The organism is Streptomyces sp. NPDC001480 (assembly GCF_042894725.1).
In the GTDB taxonomy this organism is placed as follows: Bacteria; Actinomycetota; Actinomycetes; order Streptomycetales; family Streptomycetaceae; genus Streptomyces.
In genome coordinates this window covers 68,699-90,648 of the sequence record NZ_JBIAVX010000003.1, presented here as the reverse complement: position 1 = coordinate 90,648, position 21,950 = coordinate 68,699, and the positions used below count along the sequence as shown (strand labels likewise).

Annotated in this window: 21 protein-coding genes; 6 read left to right on the top strand and 15 right to left on the bottom strand. The window is 72.8% G+C overall.

The genetic code is table 11. The features are described 5' to 3' along the window. Positions 1-119: 119 nt before the first annotated feature. The 5 genes from thpD to ACFY01_RS07660 form a co-directional block, all read right to left on the bottom strand. Positions 120-1,028, bottom strand: a complete 909-nt coding sequence (gene thpD, locus ACFY01_RS07680; RefSeq protein ID WP_390734765.1) for an ectoine hydroxylase — start codon at positions 1,026-1,028, stop codon at positions 120-122. Between the two features lie 6 nt (positions 1,029-1,034). Next, on the bottom strand, positions 1,035-1,439 hold the full coding sequence (locus ACFY01_RS07675; protein ID WP_390734764.1) for an ectoine synthase: 405 nt from the start codon (positions 1,437-1,439) through the stop codon (positions 1,035-1,037). An 85-nt stretch (positions 1,440-1,524) separates the two neighbouring features. Further along, positions 1,525-2,796, bottom strand: coding sequence for a diaminobutyrate--2-oxoglutarate transaminase (gene ectB / locus ACFY01_RS07670; protein WP_390734763.1), 1,272 nt, complete (start codon positions 2,794-2,796; stop codon positions 1,525-1,527). 75 nt (positions 2,797-2,871) lie between these two features. After that, positions 2,872-3,378 carry a diaminobutyrate acetyltransferase gene (gene ectA / locus ACFY01_RS07665; protein ID WP_390734762.1) on the bottom strand — a complete coding sequence of 169 codons (507 nt, stop codon included), beginning with the start codon at positions 3,376-3,378 and terminating at the stop codon, positions 2,872-2,874. 307 nt (positions 3,379-3,685) lie between these two features. Further along, positions 3,686-4,786 carry a pyridoxal-phosphate-dependent aminotransferase family protein gene (locus tag ACFY01_RS07660; protein WP_390735267.1) on the bottom strand — a complete coding sequence of 367 codons (1,101 nt, stop codon included), beginning with the start codon at positions 4,784-4,786 and terminating at the stop codon, positions 3,686-3,688. 203 nt (positions 4,787-4,989) lie between these two features. On the opposite strand from ACFY01_RS07660, the gene ACFY01_RS07655 reads away from it, so the two are divergent. The 5 genes from ACFY01_RS07655 (at position 4,990) to ACFY01_RS07635 (ending at position 9,590) form a co-directional block, all read left to right on the top strand. Further along, positions 4,990-5,838 carry a transporter substrate-binding domain-containing protein gene (locus ACFY01_RS07655; RefSeq protein ID WP_390734761.1) on the top strand — a complete coding sequence of 283 codons (849 nt, stop codon included), beginning with the start codon at positions 4,990-4,992 and terminating at the stop codon, positions 5,836-5,838. Continuing rightward, complete coding sequence (locus ACFY01_RS07650) at positions 5,835-6,680, top strand: amino acid ABC transporter permease (RefSeq protein ID WP_390734760.1); 846 nt, start codon at positions 5,835-5,837, stop codon at positions 6,678-6,680. Before ACFY01_RS07655 ends, ACFY01_RS07650 begins: the two co-directional genes overlap by 4 nt. Next, positions 6,677-7,471 carry an amino acid ABC transporter ATP-binding protein gene (locus ACFY01_RS07645; protein ID WP_390734759.1) on the top strand — a complete coding sequence of 265 codons (795 nt, stop codon included), beginning with the start codon at positions 6,677-6,679 and terminating at the stop codon, positions 7,469-7,471. Before ACFY01_RS07650 ends, ACFY01_RS07645 begins: the two co-directional genes overlap by 4 nt. A gap of 18 nt (positions 7,472-7,489) precedes the next feature. Next, positions 7,490-8,581, top strand: a complete 1,092-nt coding sequence (locus ACFY01_RS07640) for an amidohydrolase family protein (protein WP_390734758.1) — start codon at positions 7,490-7,492, stop codon at positions 8,579-8,581. Between the two features lie 130 nt (positions 8,582-8,711). Next, complete coding sequence (locus ACFY01_RS07635) at positions 8,712-9,590, top strand: SCO1860 family LAETG-anchored protein (protein ID WP_390734757.1); 879 nt, start codon at positions 8,712-8,714, stop codon at positions 9,588-9,590. 316 nt (positions 9,591-9,906) lie between these two features. On the opposite strand, the gene cobC is transcribed toward ACFY01_RS07635, so the two are convergent. Genes cobC through cobM form a run of 6 tightly spaced genes read right to left on the bottom strand, consistent with a single transcriptional unit; the run spans position 9,907 to position 16,233 of the window. Further along, positions 9,907-10,971 (bottom strand): Rv2231c family pyridoxal phosphate-dependent protein CobC, encoded by a 1,065-nt coding sequence (gene cobC / locus ACFY01_RS07630; RefSeq protein WP_390734756.1) that lies wholly within the window; start codon positions 10,969-10,971, stop codon positions 9,907-9,909. Further along, positions 10,961-11,896, bottom strand: coding sequence for a sirohydrochlorin chelatase (locus tag ACFY01_RS07625; protein ID WP_390734755.1), 936 nt, complete (start codon positions 11,894-11,896; stop codon positions 10,961-10,963). The genes cobC and ACFY01_RS07625 overlap by 11 nt, the downstream gene beginning before the upstream one ends. After that, on the bottom strand, positions 11,893-12,480 hold the full coding sequence (locus ACFY01_RS07620) for a precorrin-8X methylmutase (protein WP_390734754.1): 588 nt from the start codon (positions 12,478-12,480) through the stop codon (positions 11,893-11,895). Before ACFY01_RS07620 ends, ACFY01_RS07625 begins: the two co-directional genes overlap by 4 nt. Next, the gene (gene cobJ / locus ACFY01_RS07615) at positions 12,477-14,177 is read right to left on the bottom strand and encodes a precorrin-3B C(17)-methyltransferase (RefSeq protein WP_390734753.1); all 1,701 of its coding nucleotides are present in this window, start codon (positions 14,175-14,177) and stop codon (positions 12,477-12,479) included. The genes ACFY01_RS07620 and cobJ overlap by 4 nt, the downstream gene beginning before the upstream one ends. Beyond that, complete coding sequence (gene cbiE, locus ACFY01_RS07610; protein WP_390734752.1) at positions 14,174-15,418, bottom strand: precorrin-6y C5,15-methyltransferase (decarboxylating) subunit CbiE; 1,245 nt, start codon at positions 15,416-15,418, stop codon at positions 14,174-14,176. The genes cobJ and cbiE overlap by 4 nt, the downstream gene beginning before the upstream one ends. Next, positions 15,415-16,233 carry a precorrin-4 C(11)-methyltransferase gene (gene cobM / locus ACFY01_RS07605; RefSeq protein ID WP_390734751.1) on the bottom strand — a complete coding sequence of 273 codons (819 nt, stop codon included), beginning with the start codon at positions 16,231-16,233 and terminating at the stop codon, positions 15,415-15,417. Before cobM ends, cbiE begins: the two co-directional genes overlap by 4 nt. Before the next feature lie 103 nt (positions 16,234-16,336). Here cobM and ACFY01_RS07600 point away from each other — a divergent pair, with 103 nt between their 5' ends. Next, entirely contained in the window at positions 16,337-17,068 is a 732-nt protein-coding gene (locus ACFY01_RS07600) for a ZIP family metal transporter (RefSeq protein ID WP_390734750.1), read from the top strand. Between the two features lie 14 nt (positions 17,069-17,082). On the opposite strand, the gene cobI is transcribed toward ACFY01_RS07600, so the two are convergent. Genes cobI through ACFY01_RS07580 form a run of 4 tightly spaced genes read right to left on the bottom strand, consistent with a single transcriptional unit; the run spans position 17,083 to position 21,870 of the window. Next, complete coding sequence (gene cobI / locus ACFY01_RS07595; protein ID WP_390734749.1) at positions 17,083-17,814, bottom strand: precorrin-2 C(20)-methyltransferase; 732 nt, start codon at positions 17,812-17,814, stop codon at positions 17,083-17,085. Beyond that, positions 17,811-19,268: a cobyrinate a,c-diamide synthase gene (locus ACFY01_RS07590; RefSeq protein ID WP_390734748.1), complete on the bottom strand. Its 1,458-nt coding sequence runs from the start codon at positions 19,266-19,268 to the stop codon at positions 17,811-17,813. The genes cobI and ACFY01_RS07590 overlap by 4 nt, the downstream gene beginning before the upstream one ends. Further along, on the bottom strand, positions 19,268-19,867 hold the full coding sequence (gene cobO, locus ACFY01_RS07585) for a cob(I)yrinic acid a,c-diamide adenosyltransferase (RefSeq protein WP_390734747.1): 600 nt from the start codon (positions 19,865-19,867) through the stop codon (positions 19,268-19,270). Before cobO ends, ACFY01_RS07590 begins: the two co-directional genes overlap by 1 nt. Continuing rightward, positions 19,867-21,870: a putative cobaltochelatase gene (locus ACFY01_RS07580; RefSeq protein WP_390734746.1), complete on the bottom strand. Its 2,004-nt coding sequence runs from the start codon at positions 21,868-21,870 to the stop codon at positions 19,867-19,869. Before ACFY01_RS07580 ends, cobO begins: the two co-directional genes overlap by 1 nt. Positions 21,871-21,950: the final 80 nt, after the last annotated feature.

Sequence of the window (21,950 nt, the reverse complement as noted above, 5' to 3'; positions counted from 1 at the left end):
CGACCCCCGGGCCCCCGGCCGGTCGTGCGGTGTTCGGCCGCGGGTCTGGGGGGCGTTTGACGCGACCGGGCCGGGGCCTCCCGTCCGACACGAGGAGGCTCCGGCCCGGTGGTCAGGGGTTACTTCACCGGGGTGAAGTCCCTGGCGCCGATGAACTCCGGGCGGCGTACCGGGGCCGCGAAGGGTTCCACCGCCGTGTTCTCCACGCTGTTGAACACGATGAAGACGTTGCTGCGCGGGAACGGCGTGATGTTGTCGCCGGAGCCGTGCATGCAGTTGCAGTCGAACCATGTCGCCGATCCGGCCGGGCCGGTGAACAGCTTGATGCCGTACTCGCCGGCCAGCTTGGTCAGCGCCTCGTCGGACGGGGTGCCCGCGTCCTGCATCTGGAGCGACTTCTTGTAGTTGTCCTTGGGCGTGGCCCCGGCACAGCCCAGGAACGTCCTGTGCGAGCCCGGCATGATCATGAGCCCGCCGTTGGTGTCGTAGTTCTCGGTCAGCGCGATCGAGACGGACACCGTCCGCATGTTGGGCAGGCCGTCCTCGGCGTGCCAGGTCTCGAAGTCCGAGTGCCAGTAGAAGCCACTGGCACCGAAGCCCGGCTTGACGTTGATCCGGGACTGGTGGACGTAGACGTCCGAGCCGAGGATCTGCCGCGCGCGGCCGACGACCCGCTCGTCCCGCACGAGGTTAGCGAACAGCTCGCTGATCCTGTGCACCTCGAAGACGGAGCGGATCTCCTGGGACTGCGGCTCCACGATCGACCGCTCGTCGGCGCGGATCTCCGGGGAGTTGACCAGCCGGTCCAGCTCCTGCCGGTAGACGGCGGCCTCTTCCGGGGTGATCAGCTGGTCGACGGAAAGGAAGCCGTCACGCTCGAACGACTGGAGGTCGGTCGTCGAGATCGGGCCGGGGGTGCCGGGGGCGCCCCAGAGGACCGGGTCCTGGCGCGGGGTCGACACCTCGGTGGCGCCCCGGCTGGGGTAGAGGTCGGTGACGGTGGGCGTGGTGGTCGTGGTGGTGGTCATGGTCTGTCACACCTCCTCGGGCTCGGTGAGCAGCGGGTAGACGCCGTTCTCGTCGTGGTCCTCCCGTCCGGTCACGGGCGGGTTGAACACGCAGAGGCAGCGGAAGTCCTCCTTGACGCGCAGCGTGTGCCGCTCGTGCCCGTCGAGGAGGTACATGGTGCCGGGAGTGATCGTGTACGTCTTCCCGGTCTCGTGGTCGGAGAGTTCGGCCTCGCCCTCGACGCAGACGACGGCCTCGATGTGGTTGGCGTACCACATCGACGTCTCCGTACCGGCGTACAGAATCGTTTCGTGCAGCGAGAAGCCGACCCTCTCCTTGGCCAGCACGATGCGCTTGCTCTCCCAGGTGCCGGACGCGGCCTTCACATGCCGGTCGGTTCCTTCGATCTCCTTGAACGAACGGACGATCACGGTGGTGCACTTCCTCCTTGTGCTGGACCTCTGCCAGGTCGTGGCCAGGTCGTTGTCAGGTCGGGTCAGGTCGCGTCGGACCGGGTCAGGCGGTCTCGCGGACGGCACGGGCGAGGACGCGCAGGCCCTCGTCCAGCTCGTCCGGGGTGATGGTGAGGGCCGGCAGCAGTTTGACGACCTCGCTCTCCGGGCCGGAGGTCTCGATGAGCAGCCCCAGCTCGAAGGCGCGCCGCGCGACCTGCCCGGCGCGGTCCTTGTCGTGGAACTCAAGGCCCCAGACCAGACCCCGGCCGCGGTACTCCTTGACGTCGGCGAGGTTCTCCTCGGTGATGGAGATCAGCGCCTGCTCGACCTGCTCGCCGCGGGCCTGGGTCTGCTTCTCCATGGCGGACCCGTCGGTCCAGTACGTCTCCAGGGCGGCGGTGGCGGTGACGAACGCCGGGTTGTTGCCACGGAAGGTGCCGTTGTGCTCGCCCGGCTCCCAGATGTCCAGCTCCGGCCGGAACAGGCACAGCGACATCGGCAGCCCGTAGCCGCTGATGGACTTGGACACGGTGACGATGTCCGGCACGATCCCGGCCTCCTCGAAGGAGAAGAACGCACCGGTACGGCCGCAGCCCATCTGGATGTCGTCGACGATCAGCAGCATGTCCTGCCGCTCGCACAGCTCCTTGAGCGCCCGCAGCCACTCCGGGCGCGCGACGTTGATGCCGCCCTCGCCCTGGACCGTCTCCACGATCACCGCGGCGGGCTTGTTGAGTCCGGATCCCTGGTCCTCGAGCAGCCGCTCGAACCACAGGAAGTCCTGGACCTTGCCGTCGAAGTAGTTGTCGAACGGCATCGGCGTGCCGTGCACCAGCGGGATGCCCGCGCCGGCCCGCTTGAAGGCGTTGCCGGTGACGGCGAGGGAGCCCAGGGACATGCCGTGGAAGGCGTTGGTGAAGGACACGATGGCTTCCCGGCCCTTCACCTTCCGCGCCAGCTTCAGCGCGGACTCCACGGCGTTGGTGCCGGTGGGGCCCGGGAACATGACCTTGTACGGCAGGTCACGCGGGCGCAGCACCAGGTTCTGGAAGGACTCCAGGAAGGCACGCTTGGCGCTGGTCGACATGTCGAGGCCGTGCGTGACGCCGTCCCGTTCGAGGTAGTCGATCAACGCCCGTTTCAGGACGGGGTTGTTGTGGCCGTAGTTCAGCGAGCCCGCGCCGGCGAAGAAGTCGAGGTACTGATGGCCGTCCTCGTCGAACATGCGGCTGCCCTGCGCGCGGTCGAAGACGGTGGGCCAGCCGCGGCAGTAGCTGCGCACCTCGGACTCCACGGTCTGGAAGACGCTGAGGTCGGGCTGGGTGATGGTCACGACGAATCGCTCCTCGTTACGTGGGGGGAGGGGAGTGCGTGGGGGGTTCTTCAGCGTGGGGTTCAGCGCGGGGGTTCAGAAGCTGAGGGGACCGATGCGGTACAGGACTTCCGGCTCGTGCGGTCCGTCCGGGAACAGTCCCGTGTCGAAGAGCACCTCGCGGGAGAGCGCGGCGCCGTGGCGGTCGGCGTACGAGGTGAACAGGCGCTCCGAGGCGGTGTTGCCCGGGGTGATCGTGGTCTCGACGCAGGTGATCCCGCGCTCGGCGCCGAGGCGTGCGGTCAGCCCGTCGAGCAGCGCGGCCGCGATCCCGCGACCCCGGTGGGCCGCGTCGACCGCCACCTGCCAGACGAGCAGGGTGTGCGGCTGCTCCGGCCGTACGTACCCGGTGAGGAAACCGACCGGTGCCCCGTCGGTGTCGCGCGCCACCGCCGAGGTGGCGGCGAAGTCGCGGCACCACAGCAGGTAGCTGTAGGACGAGTTCAGGTCGAGGGTTTTGGAGTCCTTGGCGATGCGCCAGAGCGCGGCTCCGTCCGCCACCACCGGGTGGTCGATGAGCAGGTCTGCTTGTGCGGCAGTCATGCGGATTGAATTTACCGATGGAAATTCAAAAATGCATGGCCGAACAGGGTTACTTCAGTGTGGGTCCTGTGTTATCGCGCGAGCGCGGGCAGGTGCGCGACGAGGCGCCCATATGTCCTGGTTTGTGCGCCATGAAAGGTGCAAAACGGAAGGTTTGTGTAATGCGTCACAGCCATGTAACCCGCTCGGAAAATCCCTGCGTTTACGCCTCGGGAAAGCGGGCAGAAGCACATGGGAAAGCTACCCTGAAATAAGAATTAGCAAATCGCCGTGAATTCATACTCCGGTCATCCCGGCAATACACTCGCTACCGCCAGGTGGAGTCCACGGCCTCGCGTGCGCGCCGCGGGTCCACGTCCAGCCCCTGCTCGGCCAACGCGGCGCCCACCGCTGCCAAGGACGCCCGCACCGCGTCCACCGTCGCGTCCGGCCCGTAGTGGTTGACCCGGATCATCTCCCCCGCCAGCGCGCCACCGCCCGCGGCCAGCGGCAGCGCGGGGTCGCTCGCCAGCGCCCGGGCCACCAGCTCCGACGCCACCACCCCCGACGGCACCCGCAGCGTCGTCGCGACCGGTGCCGCGTCCCGCTCCTCGTGCACATAGGGCTCCAGACCCCCGCCCAGAGCCACCGCCCCGGTCCGCGTGGCCAGCGCGGCGCGCCGGTGCCGGGCCATCACGGCCTCCAGGCCGACCGTCTCGATCCGCTCCAGACAGGCCTCCAGGGCGAGCATCTCCAGCTGGGCGGGAGCGTGCAGCAGCGCCTTGCGGCCGCCGTCGATCCACCGCTCCTTCCAGTCGAGCAGCGACAGGTACGAACGACGCGGCGCCCGCGGGTTCGCCGCCATCCGCGCCCAGGCCCGCTCGCTCACCGACACCGCCGACACACCCGCCGGACCGCCCATCGCCTTCTGCGCCCCGATCACGCACAGGTCCACGCCCCACGCGTCCGGCAGCACCGGCTCGGCGCCCACGGAGGCGACCGCGTCCAGGTAGAAGAGGGCGCCCTGCTCCCGTACGGCCTCGCCGATCTCCGCGACCGGGTTGGTGTTGCCGGTCGCCGCCTCCGCGTGCACGAGCGACACGAAGTCGATCTCCGGGTGCTCGGCGAAGGCCTCCCGGATCCGCTCGGCCGTGACCGCCGTGTGGAAGGGCACCGCCAGGTCGTGCACCGTGGCCCCGCAGTCCCGCAGCCAGTTCCCGAACGTCTGTCCGTACGGGCCGGTGATCACGTTCAGCGCGGTCGTGCCCGGCCCCGCGGTCGCCCGGATCGCCCCCTCCAGCGGCAGCAGCGCCTCGCCCTGCGTGATCACGACGTCCTGCCGGGTGTCGAGCAGCCGGGCCACCCGGTCCTCGATCGAGGCGAACCGTGCGGCGCTCAGCGGGGGGAGATCGAGGAAGGCGTGGGTCACGGCGGTGCTCTCTTCGCTCACGGGGAACAGATGGAACAGATGGAACAGGTGAAGCGGATGGAGTCGAGCGTAACCGGCCGCGTTCGGCCGTCTTCGACCGGTGACTTCTTAGGTCGAAGCGCCCGATGACCATCGGAATGATTTGAGAGACTCAAACCTTTCCTTATAATCGGAACCCACAGTTCCCCCACAGGAGGCCTCCCGTGACCACCCTCTCCGGGCGCCGGACCCGAGTTCTGGCCGCCACCACCGCGACCGCAGGGCTGGTGCTCGTGGCCGCCTGCACCTCCACCGGAAACAGCGGTGGCTCGAAGACCGCCGCCGGCGGAGTCAAGGTCGTCAAGGCGGGGAAGCTCACCACCTGCACCCACCTGCCGTACCCGCCCTTCCAGTCGGAGATCGGCGGCAAGGTCCAGGGCTTCGACGTCTCCCTCGTCGACCTGGTCGCCAAGGACCTCGGCGTGAAGCAGGCCATCGTCGACACGCCCTTCGAGAACTTCAAGACCGGTGCCTTCCTCAACTCCGGCCAGTGCGACCTCGCCGCGGCCGGCATGACCATCACCGCCGAGCGCAAGAAGCACGTCGACTTCTCCGACCCGTACTTCAACGCCACCCAGGCCGTCCTCGTCGACAAGAAGAGCGGCATCACCTCGCTCGCCGACGTCAAGGCCAAGGGCAGGAAGCTCGGCGCCCAGGCGCAGACCACCGGCGAGGACTACGCGAAGAAGCAGGGCTACGACCCCGTCTCCTTCGAGTCCTCCGACGCGGTCCTCAACGGCCTGCGCACCGGCCAGGTCCAGGCCGTCGTCATCGACTACCCCGTCGTCCAGGGCTGGCTGAAGGACAAGGCCAACGCCGCCGCCTTCAAGACGGTCGACAACATCAACACCGGTGAGCAGTACGGCTTCACGGTGAAGAAGGGCAACACCAAGCTCCTCGCCGCCATCAACAAGGCGATCGCCGACGCCAAGGCCGACGGCACGTACAAGAAGCTGTACGAGAAGTGGATCGGCCCCTACGACGCCGCCGCGGCCTCCCCCTCCGCGTCATGAGCGACGCCGCCGACACGGCCCGCAGCGGCATCCAGCCGAGGAAGAAGGGCCTGACCCGCCGCCAGAGGCGCAAGCTGTCCCGCGGCGTCCAGTACGCCGTCTTCGTCGCCGCCGTGATCGCCTTCGCGGTCACGGCCGACTGGGGACAGCTCCAGAACCAGTTCGCGCAAGCAGACATCGCCCGCCAGATGTTCCCGGACATCATCACGCTGGCGCTGAAGAACACCGTCCTCTACACCGTGTCCGGCTTCGTCGTCGGCCTGGTGCTCGGCATGGTCATCGCGCTGATGCGGCTGTCGTCCGTGGGCCCCTACCGCTGGCTCGCCGGCATCTACATCGAGATCTTCCGCGGCCTGCCCGCCCTGCTGATCTTCATCTTCATCGGCGTGGCCGTGCCGCTGGCCTTCCCCGGCACCGAGATCGTCGGCGGCACCTACGGCAAGGTGGCCCTCGCCCTCGGCCTGGTGGCGGCCGCGTACATGGCCGAGACGATCCGCGCCGGCATCCAGGCGGTGCCCAAGGGGCAGATGGAGGCGGCCCGTTCGCTGGGCTTCTCGCCCGCCCGGGCCATGGCCTCGATCATCGTCCCGCAGGCCTTCCGGATCATCCTCCCGCCGCTCACCAACGAACTCGTCCTGCTCTTCAAGGACTCCTCGCTGGTGCTGTTCCTCGGCGTCACCCTGGAGGAACGCGAACTGTCCAAGTTCGGCCGCGACCTGGCCAGCACGACCGCCAACTCCACGCCGATCCTCGTCGCGGGCCTGTGCTACCTGCTGGTCACGATCCCGCTCGGCTTCGTCGTCCGCCGCATGGAGGCCAAGGCCCAGGAGGCCGTCAAGTGAGCACCCCCGAAGTCCTCATCCAGGACCTGCACAAGTCCTTCGGCGACAACGACGTGCTGCGCGGCATCGACCTCGAGATCCGCCAGGGCGAGGTGGTCTGCGTCATCGGCCCCTCCGGCTCCGGCAAGTCGACCCTGCTGCGCTGCGTCAACCTCCTGGAGGAACCCACCAAGGGCCGGGTCTTCGTCGGCGGCGTCGAACTGACCGACCCCGACGTGGACATCGACGCCGCCCGCCGCCGCATCGGCATGGTCTTCCAGCAGTTCAACCTCTTCCCGCACCTCACGGTCACCGAGAACCTCTCCCTCCCGCAGCGCCGGGTGCTTAGGCGGGACAAGGCGACGGCCGCCGAGGTGGCCGCCGAGAACCTGCGGCGCGTGGGTCTGTCGGAGAAGGCGGACGCCTACCCGGCCTCCCTCTCCGGCGGCCAGCAGCAGCGCGTCGCCATCGCCCGGGCACTGGCCATGGGTCCCGAGGTGATGCTCTTCGACGAGCCGACCTCGGCGCTCGACCCGGAGCTGGTGGGTGACGTCCTGGCCGTGATGCGGATGCTCGCGCGCGAGGGCATGACCATGATCGTCGTCACCCACGAGATGACCTTCGCCCGCGAGGTCGCCGACCGGGTCGTCTTCATGGACGGCGGCCTGATCGTCGAGGACGGCACCCCGGACCAGGTCATCGGAGACCCGAGCCACGACCGCACCCGCCACTTCCTCTCCCGCCTCCTCGACCCGGCGATGGCCGAGGTGGAGGAGGAGACCTCGGACCAGGTGGGCAAGGACGCCCGGTAGCTCACTAAGGTGCGGGGCATGAGCGAACGCGCGGTGCTGCACGTGAAGGGCCGGATCCTCGTCGGTGCGGACGAGGTCCGCGACGAGCTGTGGGTGGTCGGCGGCCGGATCTCGTACGACCGTCCCGCCGGTGCCCGCGAGGTGACGACCGTCGAGGGCTGGGCGCTGCCCGGCCTGGTCGACGCCCACTGCCATGTCGGCCTGGGCGCGGACGGCCCGGTCGACAAGGACGTGGCCGAGAAGCAGGCGCTGACCGACCGCGAGGCCGGCACCCTGCTGATCCGCGACGCGGGCTCGCCCTCCGACACCCGCTGGACCGACGACCGCGAGGACCTCCCGAAGATCATCCGGGCCGGCCGGCACATCGCCCGCACCCGCCGCTACATCCGCGGCTACGCCCACGAGATCGAGCCGGGCGACCTCGTCGCGTACGTCGCCCAGGAGGCCCGGCGCGGCGACGGCTGGGTCAAGCTGGTCGGCGACTGGATCGACCGCGACCTCGGCGACCTGTCCGCCTGCTGGCCGCGCGAGGCGGTCGAGGCGGCCATCGCCGAGGCCCACCGCCTGGGCGCCCGCGTGACCGCCCACTGCTTCGCCGAGTCCTCCCTGCGCGACCTGGTCGAGGCGGGCATCGACTGCATCGAGCACGCGACCGGTCTGACGGACGACCTCATCCCCCTCTTCGCCTCCCGGGGCGTCGCGATCGTCCCCACCCTCGTCAACATCGCCACCTTCCCCCGGCTCGCCGACGGCGGCGAGTCGAAGTACCCGCGCTGGTCCGCCCACATGCGCCGCCTCCACGAGCGCCGCTACGACACCGTGCGCGGCGCCTACGACGCCGGGATCCCGGTGTACGTCGGCACGGACGCCGGGGGCTCGCTCGCCCATGGCCTGGTCGCGGGCGAGGTCGCGGAACTGGTCACCGCGGGCATCCCACCGGTCGACGCCCTCTCCGCGACGAGCTGGGGCGCGCGGAAGTGGCTCGGCCGGCCCGGCCTGGAGGAAGGCGCACCGGCGGACCTGGTGGTGTACGAGGCGGACCCGCGCGCGGACGTACGGGTACTGGCGTCACCGCGACGAGTGGTGCTGAACGGCCTGGTGGTCGAATAACCACCGGACGATTAGTACGCACGTGCGAAAAATCCACGATGGAGTGAAGTGACGCGGGTTCGCTGACGGTTCACCCTCGGTACGCGATTCTTGCCGGGTCCCGAGCAAGTCTCGTCTGGGGGTCCCCACCTTGAACGGCACCAACTTCCGCCTGCCCGCACGCCGTTGGGCCACCGTCGCGGCGGCCGCGGCACTCGCCGCCGGTCCCGCCACGCCGGCCGCCGCGGACTCCGCCCGCACGACCGGCGACCACGGCCACGCCGGCGCCGTCGTGCTGCGCACCGGGCTCGAGGTGTCCCTCGTGAACAAGACCGCGCACGTCCCCCTCGCGGTCTCCCTCAACGAGGTCCAGGCACCGCGCACGGCCGGGAAGACCGCCCTGACCGCCCGCCTGGACGGCGTGGACGCCGGCAAACCCTTCACGGTGCTCGGGGCGGACGTCGCCTCGGCGAAGGCCACGACGACCGCGACCCGCGCCGAGGCCACCGTCCACCTCGCCCACGCCCGGCTCCACGTGCCCGGCCTGCCCCTGCTGTCCCTCGTCGAGCTGGACACCGTCACCGCGAAGGCGACCTGCGAGTCCGGCAAGGCACCGGCCGCCACCTCCGCCGTCCCCGGCGCGGTCACGGTCCTCGGCAAGCGCGTCACCCTCGCCGCCGCCGGCCCGACGGACGTCCGCGTACCCGGACTCGGAGAGGTCCGCCTGGACCTCTCCCACCGCAGCACCACCTCCCGCGAGGCAGCCGCCACCGCCCTCCGGCTCAAGGTCTCCGTGAACCCACTGAAACTGAACGTGGCCGACGTGACAGGCACCGTGACCCTGGCCGGGGCGACCTGCGAGTCCCCGCCCACCCGAGCCCCCCAAGTAAAGCCCCAGGGTGCCCCAGCCAAGACCGACCTGGCGGAAACGGGCGCGAGCCGCCTGACCCCGTACCTGGCGGCAGGTTCAGCCGTACTCCTGGCAGCGGGCGGGGGAGCGGCGGCGCTGGTGCGGCGACGGAAGGGCTGAGGGCGCGGGAGCAGGGACGGTCTTGGCGGGGTGCGGGGGCGAAGCCCGCCGGGGTAGGGGGCGGAGCCCCGCGGGGGTGCGGGGGGGGGGGGCGGAGCCCCGCGAGCGTGCAGGGGGGCGCGGCCCCCGCGAAGGGTGCAGGGGCGCGGCCCCAGCGAGGGGGGCAGGGGACGCAGTCCCCGCCGGGGTCTGGGGCGGAGCCCCAGGGACGGTCACTCTCCAGTCGGGCGAGACGGGTGGGAGGGTGGGAAACCCCGGGGTCCAGGGGCGGGGCCCCTGGCGGAGCCCCTGGCGGGGCCCGGGGCAGCGCCACGGATCACCCCAGCGCAGCGCCCAACGCCCGCAGAAACCCGTCCACCGTCCCCCGATCCCGCACAGCGACCCGCACCCACGCCTCCCCCAGCCCGGGAAACGTGTCCCCCCGCCGCACCGCGTACCCCAGCTCCCGCAACCGCCCCCGCACCACAGCCGCCCCCGGCATCCGCACCAGGACGAACGGCCCCTGAGCAGGGGACACCACCCGCACGCCCCGCCCGGCGAACGCCGACAGCCCCGCCACCAGATGGGCCCGGTCCGACGCCACCCGGTGGGCCGCGTGCGCCGCCTCCGCCAGAGCCCGGGGGGCCACGCACGCCTCCGCCGCGGCCAGCGCGGGCGTGGACACCGGCCACAGCGGCTGGGCCCGCTCGAGTTCCGCGATCGTCTCCGGCGCGGCCAGCACGTAGCCGATCCGCAGCCCGGCCAGCCCCCACGTCTTGGTCAGGCTGCGCAGCACCACGAGCCCGGGCACGTCCGTCCGCCCGGCCAGGGCCTCCCGCTCACCCGGCACCGCGTCCATGAACGCCTCGTCGACCACCAGCACCCGCCCGGGCCGCGCGAGGGAGGCGACCGCCTCGGCCGGGTGCAGCACGGACGTGGGATTCGTCGGGTTGCCGATCACCACCAGGTCGGCGTCCTCCGGCACCGCCGCCGGATCCAGCCGGAAGCCGTCCGCCTCCCGCAGCAGCACCCGGTCCACGGTGTGCCCGGCGTCCCGCAGGGCGGCCTCCGGCTCGGTGAACTGCGGATGCACCACCACCGGCCGGCGCACCTTCAGCGCCCGCGCGAGCAGCACGAACGCCTCCGCCGCCCCCGCCGTCAGCAGCACCCGTTCCACCGGAACACCGTGCCGCCCGGCCACCGCCGCCCGCGCGGCCCGCCCGTCCGGGTAGGCGGCGAGGGAACCCAGGGACCCGGCTATGTGCTCCCGCAGCCAGACGGGCGGGGTGTCCGCGCGGACGTTGACGGCGAGGTCGACCAGCGCGGCCCCGTCGTCCCGGACCTCGGCGTCCCCGTGGTGGCGCAGATCGTGCCCGCCCCTGGCGGTGTCCTCAGTGCGCATGGCTGTGTGCGTGCCCCCCGTGATGGCGATGCCCGTGCCCGTGGTCGTGCCCGTCGTCGTCCGGGTGGAAGTGCGGCTGCTGCGGCAGACCCACCTTGTCCTCGAAGCCGGGCAGCGCGATGCGGTACACGCACGAGTCGCAGTTCATCCGCAGGTCGCCCTTGACGGCCTCCTCGTACCGCTCCATCACCAGGTCGAGCAGCTCAGGCTCGGGCCCTATGACGTCCGCCGACCGCACCTCGGTCTCCGGGTGCGCGGCGGCCCAGTCCTCGGTCTGCCGCCGCACCCGGTCCGGCAGGATTCCGGTGAACAGGAAGTAGGGCAGGACGACGATCCGTCGCGCCCCCAGCTTCGCGCACCGGTCGAGTCCGCTCGGCACGTCCGGTGCCGCCAGCGACACGAACGCCGTCTCCACACCGGCGTACCCGCGCCCCTCCCACAGCAGCCGGGCGGCCTTGTGCACCTCGGCGTTGGCGTCCGGGTCGGTCGAGCCGCGCCCCACGAGCAGCACGGTCACGTCGGCCCGGTCCTCCGGCTCGCGCGCCGAGGAGCCGAGCGCCTCGTCGAGCCGCCGCTCCAGCACGTTCAGCAGCGCCGGGTGCGGGCCGAGCGGACGGCCGTAGGTGTAGGAGATCCCGGGGTGCCGTTCCTTCTCGCGGGCCAGCGCGGCCGGGATGTCGCCCTTGGCGTGCCCGGCGGACACCAGCATCAGCGGGACGGCGGCGAAACGGCGTACGCCCCGCTCCACCAGCTCGCTCACCGCGTCGCCCAGCGGCGGCGGGGACAGCTCGATGAAACCGCCCGCGACGGGCAGTTCGGGGTGGCGGCGGCCCAGCTCCCGGACGAAGTCGCGGAACGCCTCGGCTCCGGCGTCGTCCCGGGTGCCGTGGCCGGCGATGAGCAGGGCGGGCGGCGGGGTGGTCACGGTTTCTCCTCAGCGGGAACGGGGTGGTACAGCAGGGCGTTGAGCGCGGCGGCGGCGACCGCCGAACCGCCCTTCTCGGACACGTTGCTCACGGCGGGCAGCCCGCTCTCGCGCAACGCGGCCTTGGACTCGGTCGCGCCGACGAAACCGACGGGCAGACCGATGACGAGCGCGGGATCGGCGTCGAGCGTCAGCAGCTCCTCCAGGGCGGTCGGCGCGTTGCCGATCACCCAGAGGGCACCCGGACCGACCTGCTCGTACGCGAGCCGAATCGCCCGCGCCGACCGGGTCAGACCGGGCCCGGCCTCGGCGTCCCTGAGACGGCAGACGGTCTCGCGCCGGGTGATGCCGGCCCCGACCATCTCCACGTCCACGACGACCGGCGCCCCGGCGTGCAGGGCGGTGTGCGCACGCTCCAGGTCGCCCTCGTCCATGACGAGGTCGGTGGCGTACTCCAGGTCGGCGGCGGAGTGGATGACCCGCTCCACGACGGCCCGGGTCAGCGGCGGGAAGTGCGAGGTGTCCAGGCGGGCACGCAGCCGCCGGTAGGACTCCACCTCGATCGGGTGGACCACACGGTTCACTTGGCGTCCTCCTGCTCCTGCGAGCCGGTCTGCCAGCGGTAGCCGCGCGGCGTCACCATGCGGCCCGCGATCTCACGGGTCGCCGTGTTGCCCACGGTGACGACCGTCATCATGTCGACCGTCGCCGGGTCCAGCGCGGCCAGTGTCGTCACCCGGCAGGCCTCGTCCGGCCGCGAGGCGTTGCGCACGACCCCGACGGGCGTCGTCGGCTCCCGGTGCCCGGCGAGGATCGCCAGCGCCTTGGGCAGCTGCCAGTCGCGGCCCCGGGAACGCGGGTTGTAGAAGGTGACCACGAGGTCCGCCTCGGCCGCCGCCCGCACCCGCCGCTCGATGACCTCCCACGGCGTGTGCAGGTCGGACAGGCTGATCGACACGTGGTCGTGGCCGAGCGGCGCGCCCAGGATCGCCCCGGCCGCGAGCGCCGCCGTCACCCCGGGCACGCCGACCACGTCGATGTCGTCGGAGGCCTCGGCGAGCGCCGGGGACGCCATCGCGTACACGCCCGCGTCCCCGCTGCCGATCAGCGCGACCGCGTGGCCCGCGCGTGCCTCGGCGACCGCCGTGCGGGCCCGCTCCTCCTCCGCGCCGAGCCCCGACTCCAGGATCCGGGTGCCGGGCCGCAGCAGGTCGCGGATCTGGTCGACGTACTGGTCGAGCCCGACGAGCACCGAAGCGCGCCGCAGCTCCGCCTCGGCGCGCGGGGTGAGCAGGTCCCGGGCGCCCGGCCCGAGCCCGACCACCGCGAGCCGCCCGCGCCCCGGCCGCCGTACGACGGCACAGGTCGCCATCGCGGGGCTGGCCGCCGACTTGCGCTTGGGGACGAGGAGTTCGCCGCCCCCGACCAGCGCGGCGGCCTCCGCGACGGACGGCGTGCCGACGGCGGCGAGGGGCGCGTCCGACGGGTTGGGCACCTCGACGCCCGCCAGTTCCTCGGCGGAGTACGTCACCAGCGGCACGCCCAGCCGCTCGGCGGTGGCCACGATCCCCGGCTCCGCCGCCTTGGCGTCGACGGTGGCGAGGTGGGCGACGGACTTCGCGGACAGCCCGGCGTCCCGCAGCGCGGCCTCGACCAGCCCGAACACCTCGTCGGCCGGCGCGCCCCTGGAGGCACCGACCCCGACGACCAGGGACGGCGGCCGCAGCAGCACCTCGCGCTCGGCCGCCGCGACGTCCCGGTCGGTCAGCCGGATCGTGTACGCGCCCTTGGGCGCCGTCGGCAACGGAGGCAGCGGCCACGCGAACTCGGCCTCCAAGGCCACCGGTTCGCCGTCCAGCAGGGCCCGCGAGACGGTCGCGACGGAGCCCTCCACCGGAAACCCGAGCGTGTCCAGACCGGGCAGCCCCACGGAGTCCGTCGCGGTGGTCACCACCGGCTCGGCACCCAGCAGCGCGCCCACCTCACGGGCGAGCTCGTTGGCCCCGCCGCCGTGCCCGCCCACCAGCGACACGGCGAACCGTCCGCCCTCGTCGACGCACACCACACCCGGGTCCGACGACTTGTCCGCCAGCAGCGGCGCCACGAGCCGCACCACGGCTCCCGTGGCCAGGAAGCACACGAGCTGCTCGCACTCCGCGAACGCGGCCCGTACGGCGTCCCCGACGGGACCCTCGTACACGCGCGTACGGTCCGGCCACGCGGCGGCCACCCGGTCGCGCGCGACCGCCCCCGCGGCGGTGGCGGAAATCAGGCCGATCACAGGGCAACTCCTTCTCGATGAACGGGGGTTCTGGCCCCCCACAGCAGGAAAACCGGATTGGTCGCCGCCAGCCGGGTCACGTCACCCGGCAGCGGCGCCAGCCGCGACGACTGGAGCAGCACGCCTTCGCACGCGAACCCGGCATCCGCGAGCGCCGCCCGGGCCGCCGGGACCCGGTCCAGCGCGGCCATCGCGACGACCACGGCCCGCCGGGCCCGCCGCGCGCACTCACCGACGATGCCGGGCAGCTCGCACCCCCCGCCGCCGACGAACACGGCGTCGGGATCGTCGAGCCCGGCCAGCGCCTCGGGCGCCGTGCCGTGCACCACGTGCACGTCGACGCCGTGCGCGGCGGCGTTGGCGCGGATCCGCTCCACCCCGTCCGGGGCCTTCTCCACCGCGCTGACGGCGGCGCCGAGCCGCGCGCACTCCACGGCGACGGACCCCGACCCGGATCCCACGTCCCACACCAGCTCGCCGGTGCGCGGCCCGAGCCGGGCCAGGGCCAGTGCCCGCACCTCGAACTTGGTGATCATCGAATCGCGGTGGGCGAAGTCGCCATCGTCCAGCGCCCACCCGGCCCGGGCCGCGGCGGCAGGGCCCGCGAGCGTCCGCACGGGACCGAGCGTCCGCGACTCGTCCAGGCACAGCACGACGCTCACCGCCGTACCCCAGTCACGCTCGGCGGCCTCGGCCGGGGAGACCCGCTCCACGCGCTCGTGGCCGGCGTCGCCCAGCGCCGAGGCGACGACGAGGACCCGGTCGGAGTCGGCGCGGGCGAGCGCGGCACCCAGCTCGGCGGGCCCGGCGCCGGGCCCGGTCAGCACGGCGACCTTGGGATGCGCCCGGCACACGTGCACGGCCGTCCGCGCGTCCCGCCCGTGCGCGCTGACCACCACCGCGTCGTCCCAGGTCAGCCCCAGCCGGGCGAACGCGGCCGCGACCGACGACACCCCCGGCCGCACATCCAGCAGCTCGGACCCGAACCGCTCGGCCAGCGCCCGCACGATCCCGAAGAACCCGGGATCACCCGAGGCCAGCACGACCACGCGCCGGTCCTTGTCGACGTACTCCCGGATGGCGTCCAGGGCGGGCGCCAGCGGGCCGAGCACGATCCGCTCGGCGGTCTCCGGCAGCACCGCGGCGTCAAGGTGCCGCCGCCCGCCCACGACGAGCTCGGCTCCCGCCAGGGCAGCGGCGTCGACCGGCGCCCCGGTTCCCGTGCCGACGACGGTGATCACGTACTCGCCCCCCGCTCGCGCAGGGCCTTGCGGGCCTCCGGATCGGCCTTGCGGTAGCCGTGGAAGTGACCCGGGTGGTACAGGTGCGAGCGGGTGCCCTCGGCGTCCAGGGCCGGGCCGACCAGGAAGAGGGTGTGCTTCCAGAGCTTGTGCTCCTTGACGGTCTCCTCCAGCGTGCCGACCGTGCACCTCACGACCAGCTCCTCCGGCCAGGTCGCCTGGTACGCGACGACCACCGGGGTGGTGGTCGGGTAGCCACCCTCCAGCAGCTCCCGCACCAGCTGCCCGCTGCGGGCCGCGGACAGGAACACCGCCATGGTGGTGCCGTGCTTGGCGAACTCGCGCACCTCCTCGCCGGGCGGCATCGGCGTCTTGCCGCCCCCCAGCCGGGTGAGGACCACCGACTGCGCCACCTCGGGAATGGTCAGCTCGCGCTGCGCGAGCGCGGCGACGGCGGAGAAGGCGGAGACGCCGGGCACGACCTCCGTCCCGATCCCGATCCGGGCACACCGGTCGAGCTGCTCCTGCGTGCCGCCCCACAGGGCCGGGTCGCCGGAGTGGATCCGGGCCACCTTCAGCCCCTCCCGGTGCGCCCGCTCGTACACGGCGACGACGTCCTCCAGCGACATGGTCGCCGAGTCCAGGATCTCCGCGCCCTCCCGCGCATGGTCGAGGACCTCCGCCTGGACCAGACTGGCCGCCCAGATCACGATGTCGGCCTCCGCGATGGCGCGCGCGGCCCGGAACGTCAGCAGGTCCGCGGCGCCGGGACCGGCACCGACGAAGGTCACCTTGCCGGTGGGGGCATCGGCCATGAGAATCTGTCCTCTCCTACAAGTCCTACGAGCAAAAGTCCTGTGAGTGCGGCGGCTACGGCCGCATGCGCGTGCGCACGGGTCGATCGGATAGCAAGAGCACATGGCGGTCTTCGTCGCGCTGGGCGCGTTCCTGATGACGCTGGCCGGGGGCTGGACGGCACAACGCGTGACCGACCGCCGCCACCTGGTCCTGGGCCTGGCCGGAGGCCTGATGCTGGGCGTGGTCGGCCTCGACCTGCTCCCGGAGGCGCTGCGCGCGGCCGGCCGCGAGGTGTTCGGCGTACCGGCGGCCCTGCTGCTGTTCGTGGCCGGCTTCCTGGTGGCCCACCTGGTGGAGCGCACGCTGGCCGCACGGCAGGCGGCGCACGGCGGCGCCGAGGGACACAACCACCGCGCGCCCGAGGTGGGCCTGGCGGCGGCGTCCGCGATGGTCGGCCACAGCGCCATGGACGGCGTCGCGATCGGCGCCGCCTTCCAGGTGGGCGGCGGCATGGGCACGGCGGTCGCGCTCGCCGTCATCGCCCACGACTTCGCGGACGGCTTCAACACCTTCACCATCACGAGCCTGTACGGCAACGCGCGCCGCAAGGCCGTCGCCATGCTCGTCGCCGACGCCTGCGCGCCCGTACTGGGCGCCGCCTCGACCGCGTTCCTGACCATCCCGGAGGCGTTCCTCGGCGGCTATCTCGGCCTGTTCGGCGGCGCCCTGCTCTACCTCGCCGCCGCCGAGATCCTCCCCGAGGCCCACCACGAACACCCCGCCCGCTCCACCCTGCTGTGCACGGTGGCCGGAGCGGCGTTCATCTGGCTCGTGGTCGGCCTCTCCGGCTGACAAGTGCGGCGCTCTCACAGCTTCCCGCCCCGGCCGCCGTCACGCCGGGCGGGCGCGATCAGCGTGGAGAGGTACGGCAGCGGCCCGCCGTCCAGCTCGGCGGCCGGCCGTATCGACTCCTCCGCCAGCCCGAGCGCCGACCCCCACACGGCACCGTCGAGCCGCCCGGTCTCCCGCAGCGCCTCGGCGACCTCCGCGGCCTGCCGCCCGAACTTGTACGCCACGACCGTCCCGGGCCCCGCCAGGGCCTCCTTGAGCACGGCCGACCCGGCGGTGACCGGCACCAGCGTCAGCGGTTCGGTGCCCTCGGTGAGCACGGCACCCGAGCGTGCGGCGAGATCCTGCATGGCGGTGATCCCCGGCACGGTCTCCACGACCGTCCCCGGCACCAGCTCCGCGACGGTCTGCGCGAGGTAGGTGAAGGTGGAGTACACGTTCGGGTCCCCGATGGTCGCGAACGCCACGGACCCGCGCTCCCTCAGCAGCTCGGCGACCCGCTCACCGGCCGCGTCCCAGGCGCTCTCACGCCGCGCCCGGTCGGTCCGCTCGTTGAGCGCGAACACCACCCGTACGACCTTCTCCTCGGGCACGTAGTGCAACACGGTCGCCTCGGCCCGCCCGCGCTCACCACTGTCCATCACCGGTACGACGACGACATCGGCGGCGCGAAGGGCGTTGACCCCCTTCACCGTCACCAGCTCCGGATCACCGGGGCCCACCCCGACTCCGACCAGCCTGCTGCTCATGACGTCCGGCACCTCTCCACGAACCGACGGGCCACACCGGGCACGGACGCCCAGTGCGTGTGCAGATAACTCGCGTGCACGCCCTGCTGTACGAAACCTTCGACACGCCGCCGAGGTGCGCGTACACCCCAGGCGGGCGCCGCCCCCGCCCCCGGCTCGACGACCGTCCGGTGGAACTCGTGCCCCCGCATCCGCGTCCCCGCGCCGGCGAGCACGCTGTCGCTCACGGCGACGGCGTCCCGGTAGCCCAGGGTCAGCCGCTCCGTCATCCGGGCGGAGGCGTCCACCACCCCGCACATGGGCTGCCCGTCGAGCTCCCGGCTGAGATAGAGCAGCCCGGCACACTCGGCGGCGACGGGAGCTCCGCTCAGGGCGAGTTCGGCGACGGCCTCGCGCAGGGGTTCGTTGGCGGACAGCTCGGCGGCGTAGACCTCGGGGAACCCGCCACCGATGACCAGTCCTCGGGTGCCCTCGGGGAGTTGTTCGTCCCGAAGCGGATCAAAGGTGACGACTTCGGCACCGGCGGCCCGCAGCAACTCCGTGTGCTCGGCGTAGGAGAAAGTGAACGCCTCTCCACCGGCAACAGCCACAACCAGCCCGTCTGGGGGTCCCCCCTCTGGGGGAGCTTGAGGACGAGGCCGTTCAGGCCGAAGCGGGGGTCCGGGGGCGGCAGCCCCCAGGGACGGGGAGGGTAGGGGCGGCGGGGGCGTAACCCCCATGGCCTCAGCCGCGTCCCACGCCGCACCCGACAACGCTCCCGCACCGCGCGCCAGCCCGACCAACGCCTCCAGATCACACCCGTCGGAGACCTGCGCCGCCATCGCGGCAACGGCCTCCACCGCCGAAGCCCGCCGCTCGGCGACCGGCACCAGCCCCAGATGCCGCGACGGCGTATCCACCTGAGCCACCCGCCGCAGCACCCCCAGCACGGGCACCCCGGCCGACTCCAGCGCCTCCCGCAACAACTCCTCGTGCCGGTCGGACGCCACCTTGTTCAGGATCACGCCGCCGACCCGCACCTCCGGATCCCACGACGCGAACCCGTGCACCAGCGCCGCCACCGACCGCGACTGCGACGACGCGTCCACGACGAGCACCACCGGCGCCCGCAGCAGCTTGGCCACATGGGCGGTGGACGCCAGTTCGCCCTCCCCGGCGGCCCCGTCGTACAGCCCCATCACACCCTCGACGACGGCGATGTCGCACCCGCGCGCCCCGTGCAGGAACAGCGGCCCGATCAGCTCGGGCCCGCACAGGTACGCGTCGAGGTTGCGCCCCACACGCCCGGTGGCGAGCGCGTGATACCCGGGGTCGATGTAGTCGGGCCCGACCTTGTGCGGGGACACGGCGAGCCCCCGCCCGGTCAGCGCCGCCATCAGCCCCGTGGCGACGGTGGTCTTGCCGCTGCCGGACGACGGCGCGGCGACGACCAGCCGGGGCACGGACGAGGACATCACCACTCGATGCCCCTCTGCCCCTTCTGCCCGGCGTCCATGGGGTGCTTGACCTTGGACATGTCGGTGACGAGGTCCGCGAAGTCCACGAGCTTCCCGGGCGCGTTCCGCCCGGTGATCACGACGTGCTGGGTCCCGGGCCGGTCGCGCAGCACCTGCACGACCTCGTCGGTGTCCACCCAGCCCCAGTGCATCGGGTACGCGAACTCGTCCAGCACGTACAGCTTGTAGGTCTCGGCGGCCAGGTCCCGCTTGACCTGCTCCCAGCCCTCACGGGCCTTCTCCTCGTTGTCCATCTGGGCATCCCGCTGGACCCAGGACCAACCCTCGCCCATCTTGTGCCAGTCGACGGACCCGCCCTCCCCGGACGCCCCGAGCACCCGCAGCGCGTTCTCCTCGCCGACCTTCCACTTGGCCGACTTGACGAACTGGAACACCCCGATGGGCCACCCCTGGTTCCAGGCGCGCAGGGCGAGCCCGAAGGCGGCGGTCGACTTGCCCTTGCCGATGCCGGTGTGCACGACCACCAGCGGACGGTTGCGGCGCTGACGCGTGGTCAGCCCGTCGTCCGGCACCACACTCGGCTGTCCCTGAGGCATTACGCGGCCCTCCTCTGTACGTCCTTCACCAGTCCGGCGATGCTGTCCGCCCGCAGTTCGTCCAGCGTCACCGCGGTGCCGCCGAGCTCACCCGCGAGCTGCCCGGCGAGCCCCAGCCGCACGGGCCCCAACTCGCAGTCGACGACCACGGACGCGGTCCCCTCGGCCGCGAACAGCCGGGCCGCGCGCCCGGCGAGCGCGACCGGCTCGGGCCCACCGGTGGCCCGCCCGTCGGTCACCACCACGACCAGCGCCCGGCGCGCCGGATCCCGCAGCCGCTCCACGCGCAGCACCTCGTGCGCCTTCAGCAGCCCGGCGGCGAGCGGGGTCCGCCCGCCGGTGGGCAGCGACTCCAGGCGGGCCGCCGCCGCGTCCACGGACGACGTGGGCGGCAGCGCCACCTCGGCGGCCGCCCCCCGGAACGTCACGAGCCCCACCTTGTCCCGCCGCTGGTAGGCGTCGAGCAGCAGCGACAGCACGGCGCCCTTCACGGCACTCATCCGCTGCCGGGCCGCCATGGACCCGGAGGCGTCGACGACGAACAGCACGAGGTTGCCCTCACGCCCCTCACGTGTCGCCTGCCGCAGGTCGTCCCGCCGTACGACCAGACCCGGCCCCGACCGTCCCCGCGCCCGCTGGTGCGGGGCGGCGGCCTGCACGGTCGCCGCCAGGTGCAGCTTGGTCAGTGTGCCCCGCGGGCGCCGGGCCCCGGTGGTCCGCCCGTGCTCGGTCCGCGCCCGCGACCGCCGCCCGGCGGCACCCTCGCCGATGCCGGGGACACTGAGCACCTTGGCGCGGAAGGGCTCGGAGGCCCGCGCCGGGGCCTGTTCGCCCGCTCCGGCGCCGGACGCCTGCGGCTCCCCGCCCTCACCGGCCTCGGGGCGCGCGCCGGTGTCCCCGCCCTGCGGGTCGCCGTCGCCCCGCGGGGGCTGCCCGCCGCCACCGCCACCGGGGCCGTCGGGGTCCGGGTCGTTGTCGTCCTCGGTGTCCTCGCCGGAGAACTCCTCCAGCGTCTGGTCCAGCTTGTCCTCGTCGAGCCCCGGCGCGTCGAACGGATTGCGGCGCCGGCGGTGCGGCAGCGCCAGCAGCGCGGCCTGCCGCACGTCCTCCGCGAGTACGTCGGTCCGCCCCGCCCAGGCGGCCAGCGCGGTCGCGGTCCGCGCCATCACGATGTCGGCCCGCATGCCGTCCACCTCGAAGGCCGCGCAGGTCGCCGCGATCTGCCGGAGCGCCCCGTCGCCCAGCCGCACCGACGGCAGCAGCTCCCGCGCCGCCACGATCCGCGCCCGTACGGCGGCCTCCTCGTCCGCCCAGCGGGCGGCGAAGCCGGCGGGATCGTCGTCGTACGCCAGCCGCCGCCGCACGACCTCCACCCGCTGCTCGGGTTCCCGCGAGGCCGCGACCTCCACGGTCAGCCCGAACCGGTCCAGCAACTGCGGCCGCAGCTCGCCCTCTTCGGGGTTCATGGTGCCGACCAGCAGGAACTTCGCGGCGTGCCGTACGGAGACGCCCTCGCGCTCCACGTAGGAGGCGCCCATCGCGGCGGCGTCCAGCAGCAGGTCGACGAGGTGGTCGTGGAGGAGGTTGACCTCGTCGACGTAGAGGATCCCGCGGTGCGCGTCCGCGAGGAGGCCCGGCTCGAAGGCCTTCACGCCCTCCGCGAGCGCCCGCTCGATGTCCAGCGCCCCGACCAGCCGGTCCTCGGAGGCACCCACGGGCAGCTCGACCATCCGGGCCGGCCGGGACTCGAACGCCCCCGGCTCGTGCGGCCCGTCCGGGCAGGCGGGGTCGGGGGAGCCGGGGTCACAGGAGAAACGGCACCCGGAGACCACGTCGACGTGAGGCATCAGCGCCGAGAGCGCGCGTACCGCGGTGCTCTTCGCCGTCCCCTTCTCGCCCCGCACCAGGACGCCGCCCACGGCGGGGCTCACCGCGTTGAGGAGCAGGGCCAAGCGCAGATCGTCCTGCCCGACGACGGCAGTGAAGGGAAAGGGCGTGCTCATGCCTGGATCACTCCTTCGAGTGGCTGGTGTCCGAGTCGGCCGCGTGCCCCGCACACGGCTGTCAGCGTGTCGCTCGGATC

What these genes read in the sequence shown, in the direction of transcription:
- cobM (WP_390734751.1), bottom strand. Translation starts at nt 16,233, where the DNA reads ATGGCCGATGCCCCCACCGGCAAGGTGACCTTCGTCGGTGCCGGTCCC.
- cobO (WP_390734747.1), bottom strand. Translation starts at nt 19,867, where the DNA reads ATGCCTCAGGGACAGCCGAGTGTGGTGCCGGACGACGGGCTGACCACG.
- ACFY01_RS07640 (WP_390734758.1), top strand. Translation starts at nt 7,490, where the DNA reads ATGAGCGAACGCGCGGTGCTGCACGTGAAGGGCCGGATCCTCGTCGGT.
- ACFY01_RS07580 (WP_390734746.1), bottom strand. Translation starts at nt 21,870, where the DNA reads ATGAGCACGCCCTTTCCCTTCACTGCCGTCGTCGGGCAGGACGATCTG.
- cobC (WP_390734756.1), bottom strand. Translation starts at nt 10,971, where the DNA reads ATGCGCACTGAGGACACCGCCAGGGGCGGGCACGATCTGCGCCACCAC.
- ectA (WP_390734762.1), bottom strand. Translation starts at nt 3,378, where the DNA reads ATGACTGCCGCACAAGCAGACCTGCTCATCGACCACCCGGTGGTGGCG.
- ACFY01_RS07600 (WP_390734750.1), top strand. Translation starts at nt 16,337, where the DNA reads ATGGCGGTCTTCGTCGCGCTGGGCGCGTTCCTGATGACGCTGGCCGGG.
- thpD (WP_390734765.1), bottom strand. Translation starts at nt 1,028, where the DNA reads ATGACCACCACCACGACCACCACGCCCACCGTCACCGACCTCTACCCC.
- ACFY01_RS07590 (WP_390734748.1), bottom strand. Translation starts at nt 19,268, where the DNA reads ATGTCCTCGTCCGTGCCCCGGCTGGTCGTCGCCGCGCCGTCGTCCGGC.
- cobI (WP_390734749.1), bottom strand. Translation starts at nt 17,814, where the DNA reads ATGAGCAGCAGGCTGGTCGGAGTCGGGGTGGGCCCCGGTGATCCGGAG.
- ACFY01_RS07650 (WP_390734760.1), top strand. Translation starts at nt 5,835, where the DNA reads ATGAGCGACGCCGCCGACACGGCCCGCAGCGGCATCCAGCCGAGGAAG.